This window comes from Kocuria cellulosilytica (assembly GCF_040981245.1).
GTDB lineage: Bacteria > Actinomycetota > Actinomycetes > Actinomycetales > Micrococcaceae > Kocuria > Kocuria cellulosilytica.
Map to the genome: position 1 here is coordinate 202,469 of NZ_JAVFWZ010000004.1, position 22,964 is coordinate 225,432.

Here is a 22,964-nt window from a genome sequence, read left to right on the forward strand (position 1 = left end):
TCGCATGACCGTCGAACGGACCACCCGCACCGGGGGCTCAGCCCTGGCCCCGGCCTGGCTCTCCGTGCCCGAGGACCTCGACGCGCTCGACCCCGTGATCTGGCCGGAGGCGTTCCGCCGCCGTGCGGACGGCGTCCTGGCCGTCTCGGGGATCCCCGTGACCGAGCTCGCCGAGCGCTACGGCACCCCCTCGTACGTCTACTCCGAGGACACCTTCCGGGCCCGCGCCCGCGAGTTCCGCTCCGCCTTCACCGAGGCGTTCGCGCGGATCGGCGCCGAGGTCTCCGTCTACTACGCCGGCAAGTCGTTCCTGACCACCGAGGTGGTGCGCTGGCTGCGCGAGGAGGGCCTCAACGTGGACACCGCCTCGGGCGGGGAGCTGGCCGTCGCCCTGCGCGGCGGCATGGAGCCCGCCCGGATCGCCCTGCACGGCAACAACAAGTCCGCCGCCGAGATCACCCGCGCCCTGGACCACGGCCTCGGCCGGATCGTCGTGGACTCCCTCGCCGAGATCGAGCTCGTCGCCCACCTGGCGCGCACCCTCGGCGTCGTCGCCCCTGTGCTGATCCGCGTCACCCCCGGCGTGCACGCCTCCACGCACGAGTTCATCGCCACCGCCCACGAGGACCAGAAGTTCGGCCTGTCCCTGGCCGCGCCCGCGGGCGGCGGGGACAGTCCCGCGATGCAGGCCGTCGCGGCGTGCGTCCTGGAGCCGGAGCTGGACCTGCGCGGGATCCACTGCCACATCGGCTCCCAGATCTTCGACGCCGACGGCTTCGGGATGGCCGCCGAGCGGGTGCTCGCCTTCATGGCCGACGCCGACGAGCGCTTCGGCCTGACCCTGCCGGAGCTCGACCTCGGCGGCGGCTACGGCATCGCCTACACCGAGGCGGACACCCCGCGCCCGGCCCGCGAGATCGCCGAGGCCCTCGCGGACCAGGTGGCCACCACGGCCCGGTCCCTGCGCATGGCCGTCCCGCACCTGTCCATCGAGCCCGGCCGCGCGATCTCCGGGCCCGCCGCGTGCACCCTCTACACCGTGGGCACCCTCAAGACCGTCACGGCGGAGTCCGGTGCACCGCGCCGGTACGTCTCCGTGGACGGCGGGATGAGCGACAACGCCCGGCCCGTGCTCTACGGGGCCGACTACACCGCCGTGCTCGCGAACCGCCGCGCCGAGGGGGACCCGGTGCTCTCCCGGGTGGTGGGCAAGCACTGCGAGTCCGGCGACATCGTGGTCCGGGACGTCTACCTGCCGGCGGACCTCGCCCCCGGGGACGTCCTGGCGGTGCCGGCCACCGGTGCCTACTGCTGGGCCCTGTCCAGCAACTACAACTGGATCGCCCGCCCGCCGGTCGTCGCCGTGCGCGCCGCCGGGGACGTGCCGGAGGCACGGCTCATCGTGCGGGGCGAGACCGAAGAAGACCTGTTCGCCCGCGACCTGGGAGCCTGATTGACCGCTTCGAACCCTGAGACCACCCGCCCGCCCTCGACCGTGAAGGTCGCCCTGCTCGGTGCCGGCAACGTCGGCGCCGAGGTGGCCCGGACCCTGCTCGACCACGGCCCCGAGTTCGCCGCCCGCGTGGGCGCGCCCGTCGAGCTCGTCGGCATCGCCGTGCGGGACCGCACCGCCCGGCGGACCGTCGAGCTGCCCGAGGAGCTGCTCACGACCGACGCCGAGACCCTCATCGACGCCGCGGACGTGGTCATCGAGCTCACCGGGGGCATCGAACCGGCCCGCAGCCGCATCCTGCGGGCCCTGCACGCGGGCAAGCCGGTGATCTCGGGGAACAAGGCGCTCATCGCCCGGCACGGCCGCCAGCTCCAGGACGCGGCCGACGCCGCCGGCGTGCCGCTGTCCTACGAGGCCGCCGTGGCCGGTGCGATCCCGATCGTGCGGCCCATGCAGGACTCCCTCGCGGGGGACCGGGTGGACCGTGTGCTGGGCATCATGAACGGCACCACGAACTACATCCTCGACCAGATGGACACCACGGGCGCGGCGTTCGACGACGCCCTCGCCGAGGCGCAGCGCCTCGGCTACGCGGAGGCGGACCCCACGGCCGACGTGGAGGGCCACGACGCCGCGGCCAAGGCCGCCATCCTCGCGTCCCTCGCCTTCCACTCGACCTTCACGATCGACGACGTGTACTGCCGCGGCATCACCGGGGTCACCGCCGCCGACGTCGCCGCCGCCCGCGAGGCCGGCTACGTCATCAAGCTCCTGGCGGTCTGCGAGCGCTGCTCGGACGGCGTGAACCTGCGGGTCACCCCGACCATGATCCCGCGGGAGCACCCGCTGGCCGGCGTGCACGGGGCCTACAACGCCGTGTTCGTCGAGGCCGCGAACGCCGGGTCCCTCATGTTCTACGGTGCGGGCGCCGGCGGCGCCGCCACCGCCTCGGCCGTGCTGGGCGACTTCGTCTCGGCCGCGCGCCGGCTCGTGCTCGGGGGCCCCGCGCAGGGCGCGGACCCCCACGCGCAGCTGCCCGCCGCGCCGATGGACGACGTCCGCACGAGCTTCTCGATCTCCCTGACGGTCCAGGACCGGCTCGGCGTCCTGGCGCGGATCGCCCAGGTCTTCGCGGACCACGGCGTGTCGATCTTCACGATGCAGCAGAAGGACCACCCGCACGGCGACCCGCAGCTGTCGGAGATCCGGCTGGTGACCCACCGGGGCGCCAACAAGGACCTCGTGGCGACCGTGGACGCCCTGCGCGGGCTGCCCTTCGTCGAGGACATCGCCGGCGTGATCCGCGTGGAGCACGCCGACTGAGACCGCCGAAGGCGGTGCCGCCCGCGACCGGGCGGCACCGCCTTCGGCGGCGGCACCGCGCCCGCGAACGGCGCGGCCGCCGCCCCCGCACCGCACGAGCCCCCCCTCGCACCACCGAGTCCACAGGAAGAGATCCAGCACATGGCACACGTCTGGCAGGGCGTCATCAACGAGTACCGGGACCGGCTGCCGGTCTCCGCGTCCACCGAGGTCATCACGATGGGGGAGGGAGGCACGCCGCTGATCCGGGCGCGCGCCCTGTCGGAGCTCACCGGCAGCACCGTCTGGCTGAAGTTCGAGGGCATGAACCCGACCGGCTCGTTCAAGGACCGGGGCATGACCATGGCCATCACGAAGGCCAAGGAGGAGGGCGCCGAGGCCGTCGTGTGCGCCTCGACGGGCAACACCTCGGCCTCCGCCGCGGCGTACGCCAAGCAGGCCGGGCTCACGTGCGCGGTGCTCGTGCCCGAGGGCCGGATCGCCATGGGCAAGCTCTCCCAGGCCGTGGCGCACGGCGCGGACATCATCCAGGTGGACGGCAACTTCGACAACTGCCTCGAGGTGGCCCGCAAGCTCTCCGAGTCCTACCCCGTCTTCCTCGTGAACTCGGTGAACCCGTACCGGATCGAGGGCCAGAAGACCGGGGCGTTCGAGGTCGTCGACACCCTCGGCGACGCGCCGGACCTGCACATCCTGCCGGTCGGCAACGCCGGCAACATCACCGCGTACTGGAAGGGCTACCAGGAGTACGCCCGGCCGTACGACTCGCCGACGGCGGGCGAGCTGCCCGCGGTCTCGACGAAGCTGCCCGTGATGTGGGGCTTCCAGGCCGAGGGGGCCGCGCCGCTGGTCCTCGGCCACCCCGTGACGGAGCCCGAGACCATCGCGACCGCCATCCGGATCGGCAACCCCGCGTCCTGGGACTCCGCGATCGCCGCCCGCGACGAGTCCGGCGGGCTCATCGGCTCGGTCTCCGACGACGAGATCCTGGCCGCCCACCGGTGGCTCTCGGCCCGGGAGGGCGTGTTCGTCGAACCGGGGTCCGCCGCGGGCGTCGCCGGCCTGCTCCAGAAGCACGCCGCGGGGGAGGCCCCCACGGGGAGGACGATCGTCATCACCGTGACCGGCCACGGGCTCAAGGACCCGCAGTGGGCGATCAAGGCCGCCGAGAAGGAGGACCCCGCGCTGGTCGAGCCCCAGCGCGTGCCCTTCGACGTCGTGGCCGTCGCGGCCGCCCTGGGCCTGGAGTAGTCCCCGATGTTCGAGATCGGCCAGCGGGTCACGGTGAGCGTGCCCGGCTCCACCGGCAACGTGGGCCCCGGCTACGACAGCCTGGGGCTGGCGCTCGGCCACTACGACGACCTCGCCGTGACCGTGATCGAGGGCGGGCTGGAGTTCGAGCTCCACGGCGAGGGCTCCGCGTCCGTGCCCCGGTCCGCGGAGCACCTGGTGGTCCGCGCCATGCGGGCCGCCCTCCGGGCCGCGGGCGTCGAGGAGCTGCCGGGTCTGCGGCTCGAGGCGACCAACCGGATCCCGCACGGCCGCGGCATGGGCTCGAGCGCCTCCGCCGTGGTGGCGGGCGTGCTCGCGGCGAACGCACTGCTGCCGGCGGAGCGCGTCCTCGACGGCCGCCGCCTGCTCCAGGTCGCCGCCGCCATGGAGGGCCACCCCGACAACGTGGCCCCGTCCCTCTACGGGGGCCTCGTGATCTCCTGGACCGGCACGGACGGCTACCGCAGCGCCCCCGTCACCGTCCACGAGGACGTGGTCCCGGTCGTCGCGATCCCCGACTTCGAGGTGCCCACCCGGCTGGCCCGGTCCCTGCTGCCCACGACCGTCCCGCACCACGACGCCGCGGTCAACGCCGGGCGGACGGCCCTGCTCGTGGAGGCCCTGACCCGCCGCCCCGAGCTGCTGCTGCCCGCCACGGAGGACCGGCTGCACCAGCCGTACCGGGCCTCGGCCATGCCGCCGAGCGCCCGGCTGATGACCGCGCTGCGGGAGCGCGGGCTCCCGGCCATGATCTCCGGGGCCGGACCGACGGTCCTGGTCCTGGCCGCGGACCGGCACCAGGCGCAGCAGACGGAACAGGCCCTCGAGGAGCTCGTGGGGCACGGTGCCGACTCCGGTTCCGTCTCCTGGCGTGTCCTCCGTCTGCGGGTCGACGGCCAGGGTGCTAAGCTGGAGAGGCACCCGCAGCAGATCCAGGGGTAGGAGACCGCGTCCGGCGCGGTGAGGACAGCGGGCATCATGAGGGGCAGCGCCCCGGTCCGATGCCCGGAGGTCCTCGGCTCCACCACCTCAGATCCTCCGGTGATCCCCCGCCGGCACCGGCTTCTTCGATGCCGTCGGCGCACCGGTCCGCACCGACACGGGCCGGAGCGCACCACGATCCTGCGGGCAACACCTTGTTCGCCCAGGCTGCCGCGCCCTGAAGTGCGCCCCGCCGCAGGCGGCCCGCCGTCGCGGCCCGCCGGGAACCATCCACGGTCCTGGACTCTGAGATCCATGGGCCCCCCACCGAGGGAGAAGGACACTTCGTGACCGAGACCACCGACCTTTCCACGGGTACGGAAGAGACCACCACCACCGATCCCCGGAACGCGGGCCTGTCCGCGCTCAAGCTGGCGCAGCTCCAGGCGCTCGCCTCCCAGCTCGGGATCACCGGCGCCCGCCGGATGCGCAAGAGCCTGCTGGTCGACGCGATCGCCGCCCACCAGCGCGGCGGAGCCGTGGCCGACCGGGACAAGGCCGTCGAGGAGAAGATCGCGCAGACGGTCGAGAAGACCGCCGACGGCAGCGCCGACCAGGGCGCCGCCCCGGCCGCCGAGCGGACCGGCGCGGACGCCGCCGCCCAGGACACCGAGAGCGCCCCGCCGCAGCGGCGCACGCGCTCCCGCCGGGCCACGAGCACCGGCGTGGTGCCGGCCGCCGAGCAGTCGGCCGCCGAGCAGCAGGCCGCCGAGCAGCAGGCCGCCGGGCACCAGAGCACCGACCCGCAGAGCACCGGGCAGCAGGCGACCGAGCCGGGGACCGCCGAGCCGCAGCAGGCCGAGCGCCCCGCCGAGGACGCCTCCGAGGGCGAGGGCGGCCGCAACCGCAACCGCAGCCGCCGCAACCGCAACCGCGACGACAGCGGCCAGAACGGCGGCGGTCAGAACGGCGGCGGCCAGGACGCCGGGCAGAGGCCCGAGGAGCCGCGCTCCGCCGAGGGCCGTGAGGACGACCAGCCCAAGCAGGACCGCAGCCGCAACCAGAACCGCGGCCAGGACAAGAGCGGTCAGGACAACCGGGGCCAGGACAACCGGCAGGACGCCCGCCAGGACAAGGGCGGCCAGGACAACCGGCAGGACAAGGGCGGCCAGGACGGCCGCCAGGACAACCGGGGCCAGGACAAGGGCGACGGCCGTGGCAAGCGGGACAACCGCTCCGAGGGCGGGAAGTCCCAGGACGGCAAGGGCCAGGACAACCGCGGTCAGGACAACCGCCAGGACAACCGCGGCCAGGACGGCGACGGCGGCAGCCGCCGCAGCCGCCGCAACCGCAACCGCAACGACCGCGACCGGGACCGCAGCGACCGCAACGACCGGGCCGAGCGCAACGAGCGCCGCAACCGCCGCGGGCGCAACGCCGGTCCCGAGGTCGACGACACGGAGTTCACCGAGGACGACGTCCTGCTGCCCGTCGCGGGCATCCTGGACGTCCTCGACAACTACGCGTTCGTGCGCACCTCCGGCTACCTGCCGGGCCCGAACGACGTCTACGTCAGCCTCGCCCAGGTCAAGAAGCACAACCTGCGCAAGGGCGACGCCGTGGTCGGCGCCATCCGCGCCCCCCGCGAGGGCGAGCAGCAGAACAACACGCGGCAGAAGTTCAACGCGCTGGTCCAGCTGACCACGGTCAACGGCAAGAAGACCGAGGAGAACAAGGACCGCGTGGACTTCGGGAAGCTGATCCCGCTGTACCCGCAGGAGCGGCTGCGCCTCGAGACGGAGCCCAAGAAGATCGGGCCCCGCGTCGTCGACCTCGTCGCGCCCATCGGCAAGGGCCAGCGCGGGCTGATCGTCTCCCCGCCGAAGGCCGGCAAGACGCTGATGCTGCAGGCGATCGCCAACGCGATCACCACGAACAACCCCGAGGTCCACCTCATGATGGTGCTCGTCGACGAGCGCCCCGAGGAGGTCACGGACATGCAGCGCACGGTCAAGGGCGAGGTCATCGCCTCGACCTTCGACCGCCCGGCGGACGACCACACCACGGTCGCCGAGCTCGCGATCGAGCGGGCCAAGCGGCTCGTGGAGATGGGCATGGACGTGGTGGTCCTCCTGGACTCCATGACCCGCCTGGGCCGTGCCTACAACCTCTCGGCCCCCGCGTCCGGGCGCATCCTCTCGGGCGGCGTGGACTCCGCGGCGCTGTACCCGCCGAAGAAGTTCTTCGGCGCGGCCCGCAACATCGAGAACGGCGGCTCGCTCACCATCCTCGCGACCGCCCTCGTGGAGACGGGGTCCAAGATGGACGAGGTCATCTTCGAGGAGTTCAAGGGCACCGGCAACATGGAGCTGCGCCTGTCCCGCTCGCTCGCGGACAAGCGGATCTACCCGGCCGTGGACGTCAACTCCTCGGGCACCCGCCGGGAGGAGAACCTCCTGTCCCCGGACGAGATCAAGATCATGTGGAAGCTGCGCCGGGTCCTCTCCGGGCTCGACCAGCAGCAGGCCCTCGAGCTGCTCACGAACAAGCTGCGGGACACCCAGTCCAACACCGAGTTCCTGCTCCAGGTGCAGAAGACCACGCTGTCGGCCCGCGCCGAGAGCGACCGCTAGCACGCCCGCAGCCGCCGCGGCCCGGTCCGGATCCCGGACCGGGCCGCGGCGGCGTCGTCGTGCCCGGGCCCCGCCCGCGCGCGACCCGCCCGCCGCCGTCACCGCGGCCCGACGAAGCCGCCCGATGAACGCCCGACGAAGGAGCGTCCCATGCCGGACCCGATCCAGTCCCTGCTCGACGAGCACGCCGAGCTGCAGCGGCAGCTCGCCGACCCCGCGGTGCACGCGGAGCAGGGCAAGGCCCGCCGCCTGGGGCGCCGCTACGCCGAGCTCAACGGCATCGTCGAGGCCCACCGCCGGGTCGAGCGCCTCGAGGAGGACCTGGGCGCGGCCCGCGAGCTCGCCGCCGAGGAGCCCGAGTTCGCCGAGGAGATCCCGGCCCTCGAGGAGCAGCTCACGGCGGCCCGCGAGAAGCTGCGCCGGCTGCTCGTCCCGCGCGACCCCGACGACGGGCGCAACGTGATCCTCGAGGTCAAGGCCGGGGAGGGCGGCGACGAGTCCGCGCTCTTCGCCGGGGACCTGCTGCGCATGTACCTCAAGTACGCGGAGGCCCGAGGCTGGAAGACCGAGTTCATCTCGACCAACGACTCCGACCTGGGCGGCTACAAGGACGTGCAGGTCGCGATCAAGTCGAGCGCCACGGACCCCGCCGAGGGCGTGTGGGCGCGGCTCAAGTACGAGGGCGGGGTGCACCGCGTCCAGCGCGTGCCCGTCACCGAGTCGCAGGGCCGGATCCACACCTCCGCCGCGGCGGTGCTCGTCTTCCCGGAGGTCGACGAGCCCGAGGAGGTCGAGATCAGCCAGAACGACCTGAAGATCGACGTCTACCGCTCCTCGGGGCCCGGCGGCCAGTCCGTGAACACCACCGACTCCGCGGTCCGCATCACGCACCTGCCCACGGGCATCGTGGTGGCCATGCAGAACGAGAAGTCGCAGCTGCAGAACCGCGAGGCCGCGATGCGGGTGCTGCGCGCCCGCATCCTGGCCCACCAGCAGGAGCAGATCGACGCCGACAACGCCGCGCAGCGCCGCTCCCAGGTCCGGACCATGGACCGCTCCGAGCGGATCCGCACCTACAACTTCCCCGAGAACCGGATCAACGACCACCGCACCGGGTACAAGGCGTACAACCTCGACCACGTCATGGCGGGGGACCTCGAACCGGTGGTGCGCTCGGCGATCGAGATGGACGAGCAGGCCCGGCTCGAGGCCATCGGCCAGCAGGACGGCTGAGCGGGGGCCCGGGATGACGAGGTCGCTGGGCCAGGCGGTGCGCTGGGCGGAGCAGGTGCTCGCCGAGGCGGGGATCGACTCAGCGCGCACCGACGCGCTGCTGCTCGCGGGGCACCTCACGGGCCTGTCCCGGGGGGAGGTCGAGGCGCGGGCCATCATCGGCGGGGACGAGCCCGCGGGCTACGCGGAGCTGGTGGCCGAGCGCGCCCGCCGGATCCCGCTGCAGCACCTCACGGGCGTCGCCCACTTCCGCTACCTGACGCTGGCGGTCGGGCCCGGGGTGTTCGTGCCCCGGCCCGAGACGGAGACCGTGGTGCAGGCCGTGGTCGACGAGCTGCGCGAGCAGCTCGCCGCGGGCGTGCACCGCCCGCACGTGGTGGACCTGGGCACGGGCTCCGGGGCGATCGCCGCCTCGGTGGCGCACGAGGTGCCGCAGGCCCGCGTGCACGCCGTGGAGCTCTCCGGGACCGCCCACGCCTGGGCGGCGGAGAACCTGCGCGGGACGCGCGCGGAGCTCGTCCGGGGCGATCTGCGCACCGCGTTCCCGGAGCTCGAGGGCCGCTGCGACGTGGTCGTCTCGAACCCGCCGTACATCCCCGCGGACGCGGTCCCGCGCGAGCCCGAGGCCCGGGAGCACGACCCGGACCTCGCCCTGTACGGAGGCGGCGAGGACGGGCTCGAGCTCCCGCGGGCGGCCCTGGCCTCGGCCCTGCGGCTGCTGCGCCCCGGGGGGTTCTTCGTCATGGAGCACGCCGAGGTGCAGGCCCGCGCCGTGGCGCACGCCTTCCGGGCGGCGGGGCTCGAGGACGTCGAGGGCCACCAGGACCTGACGGGCCGGGACCGGGCCACGGCCGGCCGGACGCCCCTCGGGGGCGGCGCCCGCACGACCGGAATGGGAGAATGGACGCCGTGAACTCCACCGTCTACGACTGCAGCAGCATCGCCCAGCGCACCGCCGGGCTCAAGCACGCCGCGCGCGCCCTCGCGGCCGACGCGTGCGTGGTTCTGCCCACCGACACCGTCTACGGGATCGGGGCCAACGCGTTCTCCGCCCGCGGGGTCGCGACCCTGCTTGCGGCCAAGGGGCGGTCCCGGGCGATGCCCCCGCCCGTGCTCATCGCTCACGCCGGGGTGCTCGACGGTCTGGCCGACGAGGTCTCCGAGGACGCCCGCGCGCTCGCCCGCGCCTTCTGGCCCGGCGGGCTGACCCTGATCTTCCACTCCCACCCGTCGCTGGGCTGGGACCTGGGGGAGACCCACGGCACCGTGGCCCTGCGGGTCCCCGACGACGAGCTCGCCCAGGCGCTGCTCATCGAGAGCGGCCCGCTGGCCGTCTCCTCGGCCAACCGCACCGGCCACCCCGCCGCGTCGACGGCGCAGGCCGCGGCGGACATGCTCGGGGACTCGGTGGAGCTCTACCTGGACGGCGGTCCGCGGCCCGTCGGGGGCCCCGCGGGCGCGGACCCGGTGTCCTCCACGATCGTGGACTGCACGGGGGAGACCCCGCTGCTGGTGCGGCACGGCACCGTGAGCCTCGCCCGGCTGCGCTCCGTCGTCCCCTCGGTGGTGCCGGCCGACGGCGACGAGGAGCTGGACGGCCCCGCCGCCCCGGACGCCGGTCCCGCCGAGCCCGCCGCCGAGCGGGCGGCGGCGGGCTCGCACGCGGTGAGCGAGCCCGACCCGGAGGCGGGTCCGCCCGCCGCGGGGACCGCCGCACCGGCGGACCCGGGCGCCGCAGGACCGGACCGGCAGCCCCCGTCGCCCGGCCCGGCGCGGGCCGCCGCCGCCCAGGGCCTGGCCGCCGCGCTCGTGGCGCGCTCCGCGGCGGGCGCCCGCCCGGCCGTGGACCAGGACCGCACGCGCGTCCGGCGCCCGGGGACGCCGGGGGAGCCGCGGCCCCTGCCGGTCGACGAGGCCGCCCGGCTCGTGGCGCGCGGCCGCGGCGGGTCCTGAGGCCGTCCCCGGGGAGGGTCCGGCCGGCGCTCAGCCCCGGCCGGCGGCGAGGTGCGCCTGGCGCAGCACCTCGCTGATCCGCGGCTCCGGGACCGCGCCGTGCTCCTCGGCCCAGCCGCGCACCTGGCGCTGGCCGAACCACGTCACCTCGAGCCGGCGGAAGACCCCGTGCCAGCGGTGGCCGGCCAGGGCGGAGACCGCGAACCCGGCGTCCACCACGAGCCGGCTCAGCAGCACGGGGAGGTGCCGCGGCTCCCGCCGTCCGGCGTCCCGCAGGATGGAGGCCGTGGTGGCGCCCTCCCACGGCTGCAGCACGACCGGCGGCAGCTCCTCGCGGTGGCGCCCGACCCGGGAGACGAACTCCGCCAGGGCGTGCACGGAGGTCACCGGGGTGTGCGCGGTGCCGTCGCCGGCCACCGAGCTCAGCGGCGAGGACGCGAAGCGGGCCAGCCGCGCCGTGGTGCGCCGGCCGGAGCCCTGCACGGAGGTCGCGCGCAGCACCGTGACAGCCGGGGTCCCGTCCTCGCCCGCCCAGTCGCGGCGCAGCTTCAGGAGCGCGCTCTCGCCGAGGGCCTTGGAGAAGGAGTAGGGGGAGAAGGGCCGGACCGTGGGGGTCTCGTCGAGGACGTCGACGTCGCCCTGGACGGCCGCGGAGCTGATGTGCACGATCCGGCGCACGCTCGTGCGGCGCGCCGCGAGCGCCACGAGCACCGGCAGCAGCGCGTTCGCCCCGACGAGGGACTCCTCGTGGGTCTGGTCCGGGGCCGCCAGGCCCGCCGCGTTGACGACCACGTGGGCGCCGGCGAAGGACTCGGCGAGGTAGTCGATGACGGACTCGAGCCGGCCGGCCTGCTGGAGCAGGTGGTGGACCGTGCGCGCCCCGGACCCCAGCCGCGGCGCGGACACCGGGACCACCGTCTGGCCGTCCGCCTGCAGCCGGGCCACGGTCGCGGAACCCACGAACCCCGTCGCTCCCAGGACTGCCCACGTCGTCGATGTCACGGTGCTTCCTCTCCGCCGGCCGCTGCCGGTCGCCGTCGTCCGGATCCTTGCGCTCATCGTACAGACCGGCCCGTGCGGGGGCGGGGCGACGCGGCCCGCCGGCCCGGCCGTCCGGCGGCCGCTTGCTAGACTCGGGACGTCCCGGCGGCCACCCCGCGCCGGACCCCCGCACCCGTCACCGCACCCGCCACCGCACTGGAGGAGCCGCATGCCGTCCGACCCCACGCCCACCCCCACGGTGGCGGTGGCCTGCGTGACCCAGGACCGGCACGAGGACGTCCTCGCGCTCGTCGCCGCGCTGCGGGAGCAGACGGTGCCGGTCGCGTCCCTGTGCCTGGTCGACGCGGGGCGCGAGCCGCTGCCGCGGCAGGCGCTGGAGCAGGCGGTCGACGGCCGGTTCGAGCTGCGGCTCGTGCGCTCCCTCGCCAACCTGGGCGGGGCCGGCGGGTTCTCCCTCGCGATCCTGACCGCGCTCGCCACCGGCGCGGACCGGGTCTGGCTCATGGACGACGACGCCCGCCCGGAGGGCCCCGACTGCCTCGAGGTCCTCCTGCACGAGGCCGCCCGGCGGGACCTGTCGGTCGTCTCCCCGCTCGTCGTGGCGCCCCAGGACCACGGCGCGCTGGCCTTCTCCCACCGCCTCGAGGGGCGGATCACGCACTCCCGCGCCGACCTGGAGCCGCTCGGCTTCCTGCCCGGCCACGCCACCTTCTTCAACGGCGCCCTCATGGCCGAGCACGTCTTCTTCACGGTCGGGCTCCCGGACCTCAAGCTCTTCCTGCGCGGCGACGAGGTCGACTTCCTCGTGCGGCTGCGCCGCTCCGGGCTGCCCTTCGGCACCACCACGCGCACCGCCGTGGCCCATCCGCCCGGCTGGGACGAGGAGCACGTCGTGGTCCCCGGCCGGCTCAAGGTCGTGGTGCCCACCACCGCGTTCAAGCGCGCGCACTTCTTCCGCAACCGGGGCTGGACCACGTGGCGGTACAAGCGGGTCGTCCAGCTCGGCGCCGACCTCGTCGGCTACCCCCTCTACTACCTGCGCCGGCGGGACGCGGCCGGTCTCGCGTCCTGGGCGAGCCGCTACGTCGGCGGGATGCGCGGCCGCGGCTTCGGCGGGCCGCGGTGACGACGTGAGCGGCTCCCCGGACCTCGAGTTCTCCGTGCTCATGCCCGTCTACCGCGCCGACACCGCGGAGCGGGTGCGCCGTGCGGCCGAGTCCGCCACCATCGAGCAGCGGCGCCGGCCCGCCGAGCTCGTCGTCGTGCGCGACGGCCCCGTCCCCGCGCCGCTCGAGGCCGAGCTGGACCGCCTCGCGCGCGAGCTGCCCGTGCCGGTCGTGCGGGTCGACCTCGAGCGCAACCAGGGGCTCGCCGCGGCGCTCAACGCCGGGCTCGACCGGTGCCGGCACGACGTGGTGGCCCGCGCCGACGCCGACGACGTCTCCTACCCCCGCCGCTTCGCGGTGCAGCTGCCCGTCATCGAGGCCGGGGCCGACCTGGTGGGCTCCTCGATGCACGAGATCGGCGACGACGAGCGGACCCCGATCGCGCTGCGCCGCGCCCCGGTGGGGGAGCGGGACATCCGCTCCGTCTCGCGGCGCCGCAACCCCGTGAGCCACCCGACCGTGGTCTTCCGGCGCTCGGCCGTGCGGGCGGCCGGCGGCTACGTGCACGTGCCCCTCGCCGAGGACTACTGGCTGTGGGTGCGGATGCTGCGCGCCGGCGCCGACGTGCGCAACGTGCCCGAGCCGCTGGTCGGCTACCGGGTCTCCGCCGGCTCCTACGAGCGGCGCGGCGGGTGGCGCGTGCTCCGCGCGGAGCTCGCCCTCCAGGCCCGGCTGCGCGGGATCGGCCACGTGGGGTTCCTACAATGGGTGCGCAACGTGGTGGTGCGCGGCGGCTACCGGTTCGTCCCCACCCGGCTCCGGGAGCTCGCCTACCGGGCCATGGTCGGCGCACCCCGCCGCTGACCGTCCCGCACCGGACCCCAGCCCGCCGGCCCCCGGCTCCGGCACCGACCACGAAAGGAACTTCCGCGATGAGTGGTGAGCCCGAGCGCCCCGCCGGCACGGCGGTGCCCCCCGGGGACGCCGGCAGGGGGGCACCGCCCCGCGCCTCCCCGCCGGACCGGCCCGTGGCGTGGCTGTGGATCCAGATGCTGCTGGACTCCGTCGCCTGGGCCGTGGCCCTCGTGCTCGCCCTGGTGCTGCGCTACGAGATGGACCTCCAGTTCATCAGCGCCCCCGGACTGCTGCTGGTCTCCCTGGTGGCCGTGGCCGCCCAGCTCGTCGTCGGCTTCTCCTTCGCCCTGTACAAGGGGCGGTACTCCTTCGGCAGCTTCGACGAGGCCAAGCTCCTGGTCGTGGTCACCCTCATCGTCACGGCCGTGCTCCAGGTCCTGCTCCTGCTGGTGGGCACGAGCATCGGCATCCCGCGCTCCACCGCCCTGATCGCGTTCCCCTTCGCGTGCCTGTTCATGGCGGCCTTCCGCTACCTCAAGCGGATGTACCAGGAGGCCTCCGCCCGCCCGGGCGCGTCCGCCCAGCACGTGGTCGTCTACGGCGCCGGCTACCTCGGGACGTTCCTCATCCAGCGCATGATGCAGGACCCGCACTCGGAGTTCCTGCCCGTGGCCCTGCTCGACGACGACCCCGCCAAGAAGCACCTGCGGATCTCGTCCGTGCCCGTGCTCGGCACCCTGCACGACGTCCGCGACGTCATGGCCCGGACCCGCGCCTCCGTGCTCATCGTGGCGATGTCCAGCCCGGAGCCCCGCATCATGCACCGGGTCGCGGACGCCGTGGCCGGCACCGGGATCCGGGTCATGACGATGCCCCCGCTCGGCGAGGTGCTCACCGCCGAGCACCGCGCCACGGACTTCCGGGACATCAGCATGGAGGACCTGATCGGGCGCCGCCCGGTGGACATCGACGTCGAGGAGATCGCCGGCTACGTCAAGGGCCGTCGCGTCCTGGTCACGGGCGCGGGCGGCTCCATCGGCTCCGAGCTGTGCCGCCAGCTCGTGGGCTTCGAGCCCGCCGAGCTGATCATGGTGGACCGCGACGAGTCCGCCCTGCAGAGCACCCAGATCTCCATCACGGGCCGCGGCCTGCTCGACGGCCGCGACACCGTCCTCGCCGACATCCGCGACCCCGAGTCCGTCGGGACGATCTTCCGCGACCGCCTGCCCCAGGTGGTCTTCCACGCCGCCGCGCTCAAGCACGTCTCGCTGCTCGAGCAGTACCCCGACGAGGCGTGGAAGACCAACGTCATCGGCACCCTCAACGTGCTGCAGGCCGCCGAGGAGGCGGGCGTCGAGGTCTTCGTCAACATCTCGACCGACAAGGCCGCCAACCCCACCACGGCGCTGGGCCACTCCAAGCGCGTCGCGGAGAAGCTCACCGCCTGGATGGCCGACCGGACCGGGCACCGGTACGCCTCGGTGCGCTTCGGCAACGTCTTCGGCTCCCGCGGCTCGATGCTGCCCCTGTTCACCGAGCAGATCCGGCAGGGCGGCCCCATCACGGTGACGCACGCCGAGGCCACCCGCTACTTCATGACGATCCCCGAGGCCTGCCAGCTCGTGATCCAGGCGGGGGCGATCGCCCGCGGCGGCGAGGTGCTGATCCTCGACATGGGGGAGCCCGTGCGGATCATGGACATCGCCGAGCGGCTGCGCGTGATGAGCGGGCGCGAGGACGTCGAGATCGAGGTCACGGGGCTGCGCCCGGGGGAGAAGCTGCACGAGGACCTCATCGGTCTCGGCGAGAAGGACGAGCGGCCCTTCCACCCCAAGATCTCCCACGCGCGCGCCGACCGCCTCGACCCCGCCCAGCTGGACCGGCACACGTGGAAGGTGCGCGGCGGCATGGTCTACACGGGCACGATCCCCGTCGTGCGGCCGTCCACGCAGCCGCCGCCCACGTCGGTCCAGCGCCCGCGCAGCTCCTCGGGGCGGGCGTCGTGAGCGCGGCCACGGTCCCGGCCGCGCTGCTCCCGGCCGGCCTCGACCTCACCGACCCCGGAGCCGCCCCCGACGCGGAGGAGCTGCGCCGGCTCGGGGAGCTCGTCCTCACGGTCGGCGCCCCGGCCCTCGTGCTCAGCCTCCTGCTGCCGCTGGCGGTCAAGCCCCTGCTCGCCCGGTGGGGCGTGCTCGACGTCCCCAACGAGCGCTCCTCCCACCAGCGCACGGTCGTCCGGGGCATGGGCCTGGCCGTGGCCGTGGCCGTGCTCCTCGCCTACGGCTCCGCGCTGCTCACCGGGGCCATCGAGGTCGACCGCTCCGTGGCGCTCGTGGTCCTGGCCGTCGCCGCGCTGTTCGCGGCGCTGGGCTGGGCCGAGGACTACCGCGGCGTGTCCGTGCGGGTGCGCCTGGCCGTCCAGCTGGGCATCGGCCTGGCCGCCACGTCCGTCCTCGTCGCGGTCCTGGGCACCTCCGCGTGGTGGCTGCCCGTGGGCACCCTCGCGATCACGGCCTACGTGAACATGGCCAACTTCATGGACGGGATCAACGGCATCTCGGGGCTGCACGGCCTGGCCGCCGGGCTGCTCTACGCCTGGGCCGGGGCGTCCAACGACCTGCCGTGGATGGTCGCCGCCGGCCTGGCCGTGGCGGGCGGCTTCGCCGGGTTCCTGCCCTGGAACCTCGGCCGCGGCACCGTGTTCCTCGGGGACGTCGGCTCCTACCTGCTGGGCGGGTCGCTGGCCGGCATCGCGGTCGCGGCGTTCCTCTCGGGCGTCTACGTCGAGTACCTCCTGCCCCCGCTCGCGGTCTACGTGGCCGACACCGCCGTGACGCTGCTCCGCCGGGTCCGCGCGGGGGAGGCCTGGTACCGGCCGCACCGCCAGCACGTCTACCAGCGGCTCACCGACGTGGGACTGTCCCACACGGGCTCCGCGCTCGTCGTCACGGCCGCGACCGTCCTCGTGAGCGTCGCCTCGGTCCTGGGCCTGCGCACGGGGCCGGCCGCCACGGCCCTGGCCGGCGCGTTCGTGCTCGCGGTGCTCGCCCTCTACCTCGTGCTGCCCGGGCTGCTCGGGCGCCGGGCGGCGTCCCGGTCCCGGGCGGGGACCCGCCCGTGAGCGCGGCCGCCCTCAGCGCCCTGCTCGGCGCCGGACTGATCGCCGCGAGCCACCTGGCCACCCTGCTCGTGGCGCGGGCCACCGCGGGGGCGGACGGGCCGGTCGCCGCCCCCGCGCTCGCCGCGACCTACGTGCTCAAGGTGCTGCTGCTCGGCTGGGTGCTGCTCACCGTGCCGGCGCCGCCGTGGCTGGTGCCGGGCTGGACCGCGGCGGGCGTGCTGGGCGCGCTCGTCGTCTCCCTGGTCCTCGCGGCCCGGGCGGGCGCCCGCGGCACCCGCGCCGCCCTGGGACCGCTGCTCGAGGCCCGGCGGGCGGCCGAGGCCGCGCGCCCGGAGACGCCCGGCGCACCCGGGCGCACCGACGACAGGAAGCAGGACGACCATGAGCAGGGATGACCGCGACGACGCCCGGCGCCCGGACGGCTCCCCGCCGCCGGGGACGCCGGACGGAGCGCCCCCCGACCCTCCCGGACTGCGCACCGCGGGGGAGCTCGTGGAGGGCGGAGGACTCTCCGGAGGCCTCACGACACTGCTCTACGTGGTGATCGGGATGGGGTTCTGGAGTTTGGTAGGGTGGGGTGCGGATCGCGTGCTGGGAACCCGGTGGATCGTGGTCCTGGGAGCGTGCATCGGCGCCGCGTCCGGGATCTACGTCGTGTACCTCCACATGCAGGAGGGACTCCGTCGGAGTCCGACCTCCGACGGTGCAGATCCTCACAACCCGCACCAGTCCGGCCCGGACTCGGCGCCCCGACCGTGACCACCGGCCAGAGCACTGCAGAAAGGACCCGCATTGAACGCCGCCCTCATCAGGCTCCCCGCCACCGGAGGATTCACCGCCCCGACCGTCGACGAGATGCACCTGCCCTACTTCTTCGAACTGGGCACCTTCGGCTTCGGCAAGCAGATGCTGCTGATCCTCCTGTCGGTCGTCCTGATCGCCGGCTTCTTCATGTGGGCCATCCGCCGCAACGCCCTCGTCCCCTCGAAGTCGCAGTACCTCGCGGAGAGCGGCTACGGGTTCGTGCGCAACCACCTCGGCCGGGACATCATCGGTGAGAAGGAGTTCCGCCCCTACATCCCGCTGCTGTTCACCTTCTTCTTCTTCATCCTGGTGAACAACCTCTTCGGCTCCATCCCGGTGCTCCAGCTGCCGACCCTCTCGCACGCGGGCTCCGCCTACGTCCTGGCCGGCATCGCCTATGTCACCTGGGTCTTCATGGGCATCAAGCGGCACGGGTTCGGCGGCTTCATGGGCAAGATGACGATGCCGCCGGACGTCCCGAAGCTGCTCTACATCTTCCTCATCCCGATCGAGTTCCTCTCGAACCTGATCATCCGCCCGGTCACGCACGCCCTGCGTGTGTTCGCCACGATGTTCGCCGGTCACCTGGCGCTCATGGTCGCGGCCTCCATGACGGGATACCTGCTCTCGCAGGCCAGCGCCATCAGCGTGGTCGCCCTCGGGTCCACCGTGCTCGGCGTGTTCATCTACTTCCTGGAGATCCTGATCCAGGTCCTCCAGGCCTACATCTTCACCCTCCTCTTCGCCGTCTACGTCCAGGGCGCCCTGCAAGAGGGCCACTGACACCGGCGGAGCACTGCTCCGGCCCCGGCCGGACCCCCTCGGTCCATCCTCGAAATGTTCAGAGCCGACACGGCTACGACGCCCGGCCCCCGGGCACTTAGAAAGGAAATACCCCTCATGACTGGTTCGCTCAGTGCTATCGGTTACGGTCTGGCTGCCATCGGCGGCGGCATCGGCGTGGGTCTGATCTTCGCCGCGTACATGCAGTCCGTCGCCCGCCAGCCGGAGTCGCAGCGCGTGCTCCAGCCGATGCTGTTCTTCGGCTTCGCCGTGGTCGAGGCGCTCGCGATTCTGGGCTTCGTGCTCGCGTTCATCGCCTGAGTGGCGCATCCCGTACAAGTCCTCCCTAGAGAACAGGAATCGCGCAAATGATCACCGTGCTGGCAGTCGAGGAAGGGGCGAACCCCCTCTTCCCCAATGTCTGGGAGATGCTGATCACCGGCATCGGCTTCCTGATCCTGCTCTTCCTGGTCGTCAAGTACGTCGTGCCGGCGTTCGAGCGGGTCTACCGTGAGCGCACCGAGGCCATCGAAGGGGGCCTGGCCAAGGCCAAGGCCGCCCAGGCCGAGGCCGCCGCCGCCCGCGACGAGTACAACCAGCAGCTCGAGAGCGCGCGCCTGGAGGCCCAGAAGATCCGCGAGGAGGCCCGCCTCGAGGGCGAGAAGATCCTGGCGGACTTCAAGGACCGGGCGAACGCCGAGTCGGCGCGGATCACCGAGAACGCCCACCGCACCATCGAGGCGGAGCGCTCGGCGGCCGTGGTCTCCCTGCGCAACGAGGTGGGCACCCTGGCCACCACGCTCGCGGCGAAGATCGTGGGCGAGTCGCTCGACGACGACGCCCGGGCCAACCGGGTGGTCGACCGCTTCCTCGCCGACCTGGAGCAGGAGCAGGAGCGGAATGCAGGTGCGGCGCGGTAATGGCAGACGCAGCGAACGAATTCACCCAGCAGAACGCCCGTGAGGTCGAGCGCTGGGCCGGCTCCGCCGGCCCCGCGCTCGCCCGTGAGCTGTTCGCCGTGCTCGCCGTCCTCGACGAGAACGGTGCCCTGCGCCGTGCGCTGGCCGACCCCTCGTACGAGGGGCCGCAGCGCGAGAAGGTCGTGCGCCGGATCTTCGCGGAGAAGGTGTCCCCGGACGCCGTGGAGATCGTGGCGCACCTCACCGGTCGCCGCTGGAGCGACGACCGCGAGTTCACCGACGCCCTCGAGCACGCCGGGGTGGCCCTCACCGCGGCGTCCGCCGAGAACCGCGGCGGGCTCGAGGGCCTCGAGCAGGTCGTGGACCAGCTGATCGCGTTCAAGGGGGTGCTGGGCGGCTCGCACGAGCTGCAGCGCGCCCTGGCCGACCCGCGCGCCGACGTCGAGGCGAAGACGCGGCTGGCCCGGCGGCTGACCCCGGGCGCCTCGGACGAGGCGCTGCTGCTCGTGGAGCAGGCCGTGCTCTCGCCGCGCGGCGCCATCGTCGGGCGCCTCGTCGAGCGCTTCGCGGAGGAGGTGGCCGCCCGCCGCCAGCGGTGGATCGCGCACGTGAGCACGTCGCGGCCGCTGACCGAGGAGCAGCGCGGCCGGCTGCAGCAGCAGCTGAACGCGGTGTACGGCAGGGACCTCAAGCTCACCGTGGACGTCGACCCGGCGCTGATCGGAGGGCTCAAGGTGCAGGTGGGCGAGGAGGTCATCGACGGTTCCGTCGCCGCCCGACTCGACGAGCTGCGCCAGCGGATCGGGGCCTGACCCGCTTCGGGGCCGTCCACGACGTCGCCCCGGACGGGCGCCCCGGCCGGCCGGTGGACCAGCGCAGCGTTCCGCCACAGATTTGGACTCACGGTCACCGCTGAGGCAGTGATCACGAACTAGGAGAGCAGGGACAGGACATGTCCGAAGTCACCATCAATGCCGACGACGTCCGTAGCGCGCTGAGCGAATTCGCCGCGTCCTACGAGCCCGGCACCGCAGAACGAACCGAGGTCGGCCGCGTCAGCAGCGCCTCCGACGGCATCGCGCGCGTCGAGGGCCTGCCCTCGGTCATGGCCAACGAGCTGCTGCGCTTCGAGAACGGCGTGCTCGGCCTCGCCCAGAACCTCGACGTCCGCGACATCGGCGTCGTGATCCTCGGCGACTTCCGCGGCATCGAGGAGGGCCAAGAGGTCCAGCGCACCGGAGAGGTCCTCTCCGTGCCGGTGGGCGACGCGTTCCTCGGCCGCGTGGTCGACCCGCTGGGCGCCCCCCTCGACGACCTCGGCCCGATCGAGGCCGAGGGCCGCCGCGCCCTGGAGCTCCAGGCCCCGGGCGTGACCATGCGCAAGTCGGTGCACGAGCCCCTGCAGACCGGGATCAAGGCCATCGACGCGATGATCCCGATCGGCCGCGGCCAGCGCCAGCTGCTCATCGGCGACCGCCAGACCGGCAAGACGGCGATCGCCGTCGACGCCATCCTCAACCAGCGCGCGAACTGGGAGTCCGGCGACGTCAACAAGCAGGTGCGCTGCATCTACGTGGCGGTCGGCCAGAAGGCCTCGACCATCGCCGGCGTGCGCCAGACCCTCGAGGACAACGGGGCCCTGGAGTACACGACGATCGTCGCGGCCCCGGCCTCCGACGCCGCGGGCATCAAGTACCTCGCCCCCTACTCCGGCTCGGCCATCGGCCAGCACTGGATGTACGGCGGCAAGCACGTCCTCATCGTCTTCGACGACCTCTCGAAGCAGGCCGAGGCCTACCGTGCGGTCTCGCTGCTGCTGCGCCGCCCGCCGGGGCGCGAGGCCTACCCCGGCGACGTCTTCTACCTGCACTCCCGCCTCCTGGAGCGCTGCGCGAAGCTCTCCGACGAGCTGGGCGCCGGGTCGATGACCGGTCTGCCGATGATCGAGACGAAGGCCAACGACGTCTCGGCCTTCATCCCCACCAACGTCATCTCCATCACCGACGGCCAGATCTTCCTGCAGTCGGACCTGTTCAACGCCAACCAGCGCCCGGCCGTGGACGTGGGCATCTCGGTGTCCCGCGTCGGCGGCGCCGCCCAGGTCAAGGCCATGAAGAAGGTCTCCGGCACGCTGAAGCTCGAGCTGGCGTCCTACCGCTCGATGCAGGCGTTCGCGATGTTCGCCTCCGACCTGGACCCGGCGTCCCGTCAGCAGCTGACCCGCGGCGCCCGGCTGATGGAGCTGCTGAAGCAGAAGCAGTACACCCCGTACCCGGTCGAGGACCAGGTCGTGTCGATCTGGGCCGGCACCAACGGCCACCTGGACGAGGTGGAGGTCGCCGACGTGCTCGACTTCGAGCAGGCCCTGCTCGAGCACGTGCGCCGCACCACGAACGTGATGGACTCCATCGTCGGCACCGGCAAGCTCGAGGACGACGCCGTCGCCGCCCTGGAGACCGCCGTCGCCGAGGTCAAGCGGGACTTCCGGGGCACCAAGCACGGGATCGAGCCGGGCCACGAGGAGCACGAGCCCCTCGAGGCGTCCGAGGTCGAGCAGGAACGGATCGTCAGGAAGTAACCGGTCGGCCCGGTGCGCGGCCTCGGCCGCGCACCGGGCACGGTGACGAAAGGAAGTCACATGGGAGCGCAGATTCGGGTCTACCGGAACAAGATCGCGTCGACCAAGTCCATGAAGAAGATCTTCAAGGCCATGGAGATGATCGCGACCTCGCGCATCAACAAGTCCCGACAGGGTCTGCAGGCGGCGCGTCCGTACGCGAACGCGCTGACCCGGGCGGTCTCACAGGTCGCCACCCAGCACAACGTCTCCCATGTCCTGACCACGCGGGCCGACGAGGTGCGCCGGTCGGCCGTGGTGATCATGACCTCGGACCGCGGTCTGGCCGGGTCCTACTCGTCCAACGTGCTCAAGGAGGCCGAGGGCCTGCTCGAGCTGCTGCACGGGGAGGGCAAGGAGACCAAGGTGTACCTGATCGGCCGCAAGGCCCAGGCGTACTTCGACTTCCGCAGCCGCCCGTACGAGCGGAACTGGACCGGGGACACGGACAACGCCCAGCCGGACCGGGCGCGCGAGCTGCGCAAGGTGCTGATCGAGGACCTGGAGACCCCGTACGAGAGCGGCGGCGTCGACGAGATCCACCTCGTCTACACGACGTTCAAGTCGATGGTCGTCCAGGAGCCCCGGGTGCTGCGGCTGCTGCCGCTGGAGGTCGTGGACGCCAACGCGCTGACCGACGAGGTCGCCCAGGAGTTCGACGAGCTGGAGGAGCCGGACAGCACCTTCGAGTTCGAGCCGAACCCCGAGGAGTTCCTCGACGCGGTCCTGCCGCGCTACATCGACGCCCGGCTGTTCGCGAGCCTGGCCCACGCCGCCACGAGCGAGCTCGCGGCCCGGCAGAAGGCCATGAAGGCGGCCGGCGACAACGCCGACGAGCTCATCAAGAAGTACACGCGCCTGATGAACAACGCCCGCCAGGCCGAGATCACCACCGAGCTCACCGAGATCGTGAGCGGCGCCGAGGCCCTCTGACGGGCCGTCCCGGCGATCCAGCAACTGACCACCAC

The 22,964-nt window shown here is 73.4% G+C and carries 20 protein-coding genes; 19 read left to right on the forward strand and 1 reads right to left on the reverse strand.

The genetic code is table 11. The features are described 5' to 3' along the window. Positions 1-4 precede the first annotated feature (4 nt). The 8 genes from lysA to RCG67_RS08520 all read left to right on the forward strand — a co-directional run bounded on the left by lysA (position 5) and on the right by RCG67_RS08520 (position 10,788). Positions 5-1,453 carry a diaminopimelate decarboxylase gene (gene lysA, locus RCG67_RS08485; protein ID WP_368825710.1) on the forward strand — a complete coding sequence of 483 codons (1,449 nt, stop codon included), beginning with the start codon at positions 5-7 and terminating at the stop codon, positions 1,451-1,453. Next, positions 1,454-2,776 carry a homoserine dehydrogenase gene (locus tag RCG67_RS08490; protein WP_368825711.1) on the forward strand — a complete coding sequence of 441 codons (1,323 nt, stop codon included), beginning with the start codon at positions 1,454-1,456 and terminating at the stop codon, positions 2,774-2,776. A gap of 141 nt (positions 2,777-2,917) precedes the next feature. After that, positions 2,918-4,027 (forward strand): threonine synthase, encoded by a 1,110-nt coding sequence (gene thrC / locus RCG67_RS08495; RefSeq protein ID WP_368825712.1) that lies wholly within the window; start codon positions 2,918-2,920, stop codon positions 4,025-4,027. Positions 4,028-4,033: 6 nt separating this feature from the next. Then, complete coding sequence (gene thrB, locus RCG67_RS08500) at positions 4,034-4,990, forward strand: homoserine kinase (protein WP_368825713.1); 957 nt, start codon at positions 4,034-4,036, stop codon at positions 4,988-4,990. A gap of 326 nt (positions 4,991-5,316) precedes the next feature. After that, complete coding sequence (gene rho / locus RCG67_RS08505; RefSeq protein WP_368825714.1) at positions 5,317-7,602, forward strand: transcription termination factor Rho; 2,286 nt, start codon at positions 5,317-5,319, stop codon at positions 7,600-7,602. Between the two features lie 150 nt (positions 7,603-7,752). Then, positions 7,753-8,835: a peptide chain release factor 1 gene (gene prfA / locus RCG67_RS08510; RefSeq protein ID WP_368825715.1), complete on the forward strand. Its 1,083-nt coding sequence runs from the start codon at positions 7,753-7,755 to the stop codon at positions 8,833-8,835. Positions 8,836-8,848: 13 nt separating this feature from the next. Further along, the gene (prmC, locus tag RCG67_RS08515) at positions 8,849-9,748 is read left to right on the forward strand and encodes a peptide chain release factor N(5)-glutamine methyltransferase (protein ID WP_368825716.1); all 900 of its coding nucleotides are present in this window, start codon (positions 8,849-8,851) and stop codon (positions 9,746-9,748) included. Next, complete coding sequence (locus RCG67_RS08520; protein ID WP_438612652.1) at positions 9,736-10,788, forward strand: L-threonylcarbamoyladenylate synthase; 1,053 nt, start codon at positions 9,736-9,738, stop codon at positions 10,786-10,788. Before prmC ends, RCG67_RS08520 begins: the two co-directional genes overlap by 13 nt. Before the next feature lie 30 nt (positions 10,789-10,818). Here the strand turns inward: RCG67_RS08520 and RCG67_RS08525 are convergent, their stop codons facing one another. Further along, positions 10,819-11,790, reverse strand: a complete 972-nt coding sequence (locus tag RCG67_RS08525; protein ID WP_368825718.1) for an NAD-dependent epimerase/dehydratase family protein — start codon at positions 11,788-11,790, stop codon at positions 10,819-10,821. A 208-nt stretch (positions 11,791-11,998) separates the two neighbouring features. Here RCG67_RS08525 and RCG67_RS08530 point away from each other — a divergent pair, with 208 nt between their 5' ends. From RCG67_RS08530 to RCG67_RS08580, 11 genes are all read left to right on the forward strand, one after another. After that, positions 11,999-12,916, forward strand: a complete 918-nt coding sequence (locus RCG67_RS08530) for a glycosyltransferase (protein ID WP_368825719.1) — start codon at positions 11,999-12,001, stop codon at positions 12,914-12,916. A 4-nt stretch (positions 12,917-12,920) separates the two neighbouring features. After that, positions 12,921-13,760 (forward strand): glycosyltransferase, encoded by an 840-nt coding sequence (locus tag RCG67_RS08535; RefSeq protein WP_368825720.1) that lies wholly within the window; start codon positions 12,921-12,923, stop codon positions 13,758-13,760. A gap of 68 nt (positions 13,761-13,828) precedes the next feature. Further along, positions 13,829-15,757, forward strand: a complete 1,929-nt coding sequence (locus RCG67_RS08540; protein WP_368825721.1) for a polysaccharide biosynthesis protein — start codon at positions 13,829-13,831, stop codon at positions 15,755-15,757. Then, complete coding sequence (locus tag RCG67_RS08545; protein ID WP_368825722.1) at positions 15,754-16,872, forward strand: MraY family glycosyltransferase; 1,119 nt, start codon at positions 15,754-15,756, stop codon at positions 16,870-16,872. Before RCG67_RS08540 ends, RCG67_RS08545 begins: the two co-directional genes overlap by 4 nt. Beyond that, complete coding sequence (locus tag RCG67_RS08550; RefSeq protein ID WP_368825723.1) at positions 16,869-17,267, forward strand: hypothetical protein; 399 nt, start codon at positions 16,869-16,871, stop codon at positions 17,265-17,267. Before RCG67_RS08545 ends, RCG67_RS08550 begins: the two co-directional genes overlap by 4 nt. A 397-nt stretch (positions 17,268-17,664) precedes the next feature. Further along, positions 17,665-18,459: a F0F1 ATP synthase subunit A gene (gene atpB, locus RCG67_RS08555; RefSeq protein WP_368825724.1), complete on the forward strand. Its 795-nt coding sequence runs from the start codon at positions 17,665-17,667 to the stop codon at positions 18,457-18,459. A gap of 117 nt (positions 18,460-18,576) precedes the next feature. Next, entirely contained in the window at positions 18,577-18,780 is a 204-nt protein-coding gene (gene atpE / locus RCG67_RS08560) for an ATP synthase F0 subunit C (RefSeq protein WP_017833261.1), read from the forward strand. A 47-nt stretch (positions 18,781-18,827) separates the two neighbouring features. After that, positions 18,828-19,379 carry a F0F1 ATP synthase subunit B gene (locus tag RCG67_RS08565; protein ID WP_368825725.1) on the forward strand — a complete coding sequence of 184 codons (552 nt, stop codon included), beginning with the start codon at positions 18,828-18,830 and terminating at the stop codon, positions 19,377-19,379. Continuing rightward, the gene (locus RCG67_RS08570) at positions 19,379-20,191 is read left to right on the forward strand and encodes a F0F1 ATP synthase subunit delta (RefSeq protein WP_368825726.1); all 813 of its coding nucleotides are present in this window, start codon (positions 19,379-19,381) and stop codon (positions 20,189-20,191) included. The genes RCG67_RS08565 and RCG67_RS08570 overlap by 1 nt, the downstream gene beginning before the upstream one ends. Positions 20,192-20,331: 140 nt before the next feature. Further along, the gene (gene atpA / locus RCG67_RS08575; protein WP_058874704.1) at positions 20,332-21,957 is read left to right on the forward strand and encodes a F0F1 ATP synthase subunit alpha; all 1,626 of its coding nucleotides are present in this window, start codon (positions 20,332-20,334) and stop codon (positions 21,955-21,957) included. A 60-nt stretch (positions 21,958-22,017) separates the two neighbouring features. Further along, entirely contained in the window at positions 22,018-22,929 is a 912-nt protein-coding gene (locus RCG67_RS08580) for a F0F1 ATP synthase subunit gamma (protein WP_058874703.1), read from the forward strand. Positions 22,930-22,964: the final 35 nt, after the last annotated feature.

Coding starts and splice junctions, on each gene's coding strand:
- lysA (WP_368825710.1), top strand. CDS start 5: ATGACCGTCGAACGGACCACCCGCACCGGGGGCTCAGCCCTGGCCCCG.
- thrC (WP_368825712.1), top strand. CDS start 2,918: ATGGCACACGTCTGGCAGGGCGTCATCAACGAGTACCGGGACCGGCTG.
- thrB (WP_368825713.1), top strand. CDS start 4,034: ATGTTCGAGATCGGCCAGCGGGTCACGGTGAGCGTGCCCGGCTCCACC.
- prfA (WP_368825715.1), top strand. CDS start 7,753: ATGCCGGACCCGATCCAGTCCCTGCTCGACGAGCACGCCGAGCTGCAG.
- prmC (WP_368825716.1), top strand. CDS start 8,849: ATGACGAGGTCGCTGGGCCAGGCGGTGCGCTGGGCGGAGCAGGTGCTC.
- RCG67_RS08520 (WP_438612652.1), top strand. CDS start 9,736: ATGGACGCCGTGAACTCCACCGTCTACGACTGCAGCAGCATCGCCCAG.
- RCG67_RS08530 (WP_368825719.1), top strand. CDS start 11,999: ATGCCGTCCGACCCCACGCCCACCCCCACGGTGGCGGTGGCCTGCGTG.
- RCG67_RS08540 (WP_368825721.1), top strand. CDS start 13,829: ATGAGTGGTGAGCCCGAGCGCCCCGCCGGCACGGCGGTGCCCCCCGGG.
- atpE (WP_017833261.1), top strand. CDS start 18,577: ATGACTGGTTCGCTCAGTGCTATCGGTTACGGTCTGGCTGCCATCGGC.
- RCG67_RS08565 (WP_368825725.1), top strand. CDS start 18,828: ATGATCACCGTGCTGGCAGTCGAGGAAGGGGCGAACCCCCTCTTCCCC.
- RCG67_RS08570 (WP_368825726.1), top strand. CDS start 19,379: ATGGCAGACGCAGCGAACGAATTCACCCAGCAGAACGCCCGTGAGGTC.
- atpA (WP_058874704.1), top strand. CDS start 20,332: ATGTCCGAAGTCACCATCAATGCCGACGACGTCCGTAGCGCGCTGAGC.
- RCG67_RS08580 (WP_058874703.1), top strand. CDS start 22,018: ATGGGAGCGCAGATTCGGGTCTACCGGAACAAGATCGCGTCGACCAAG.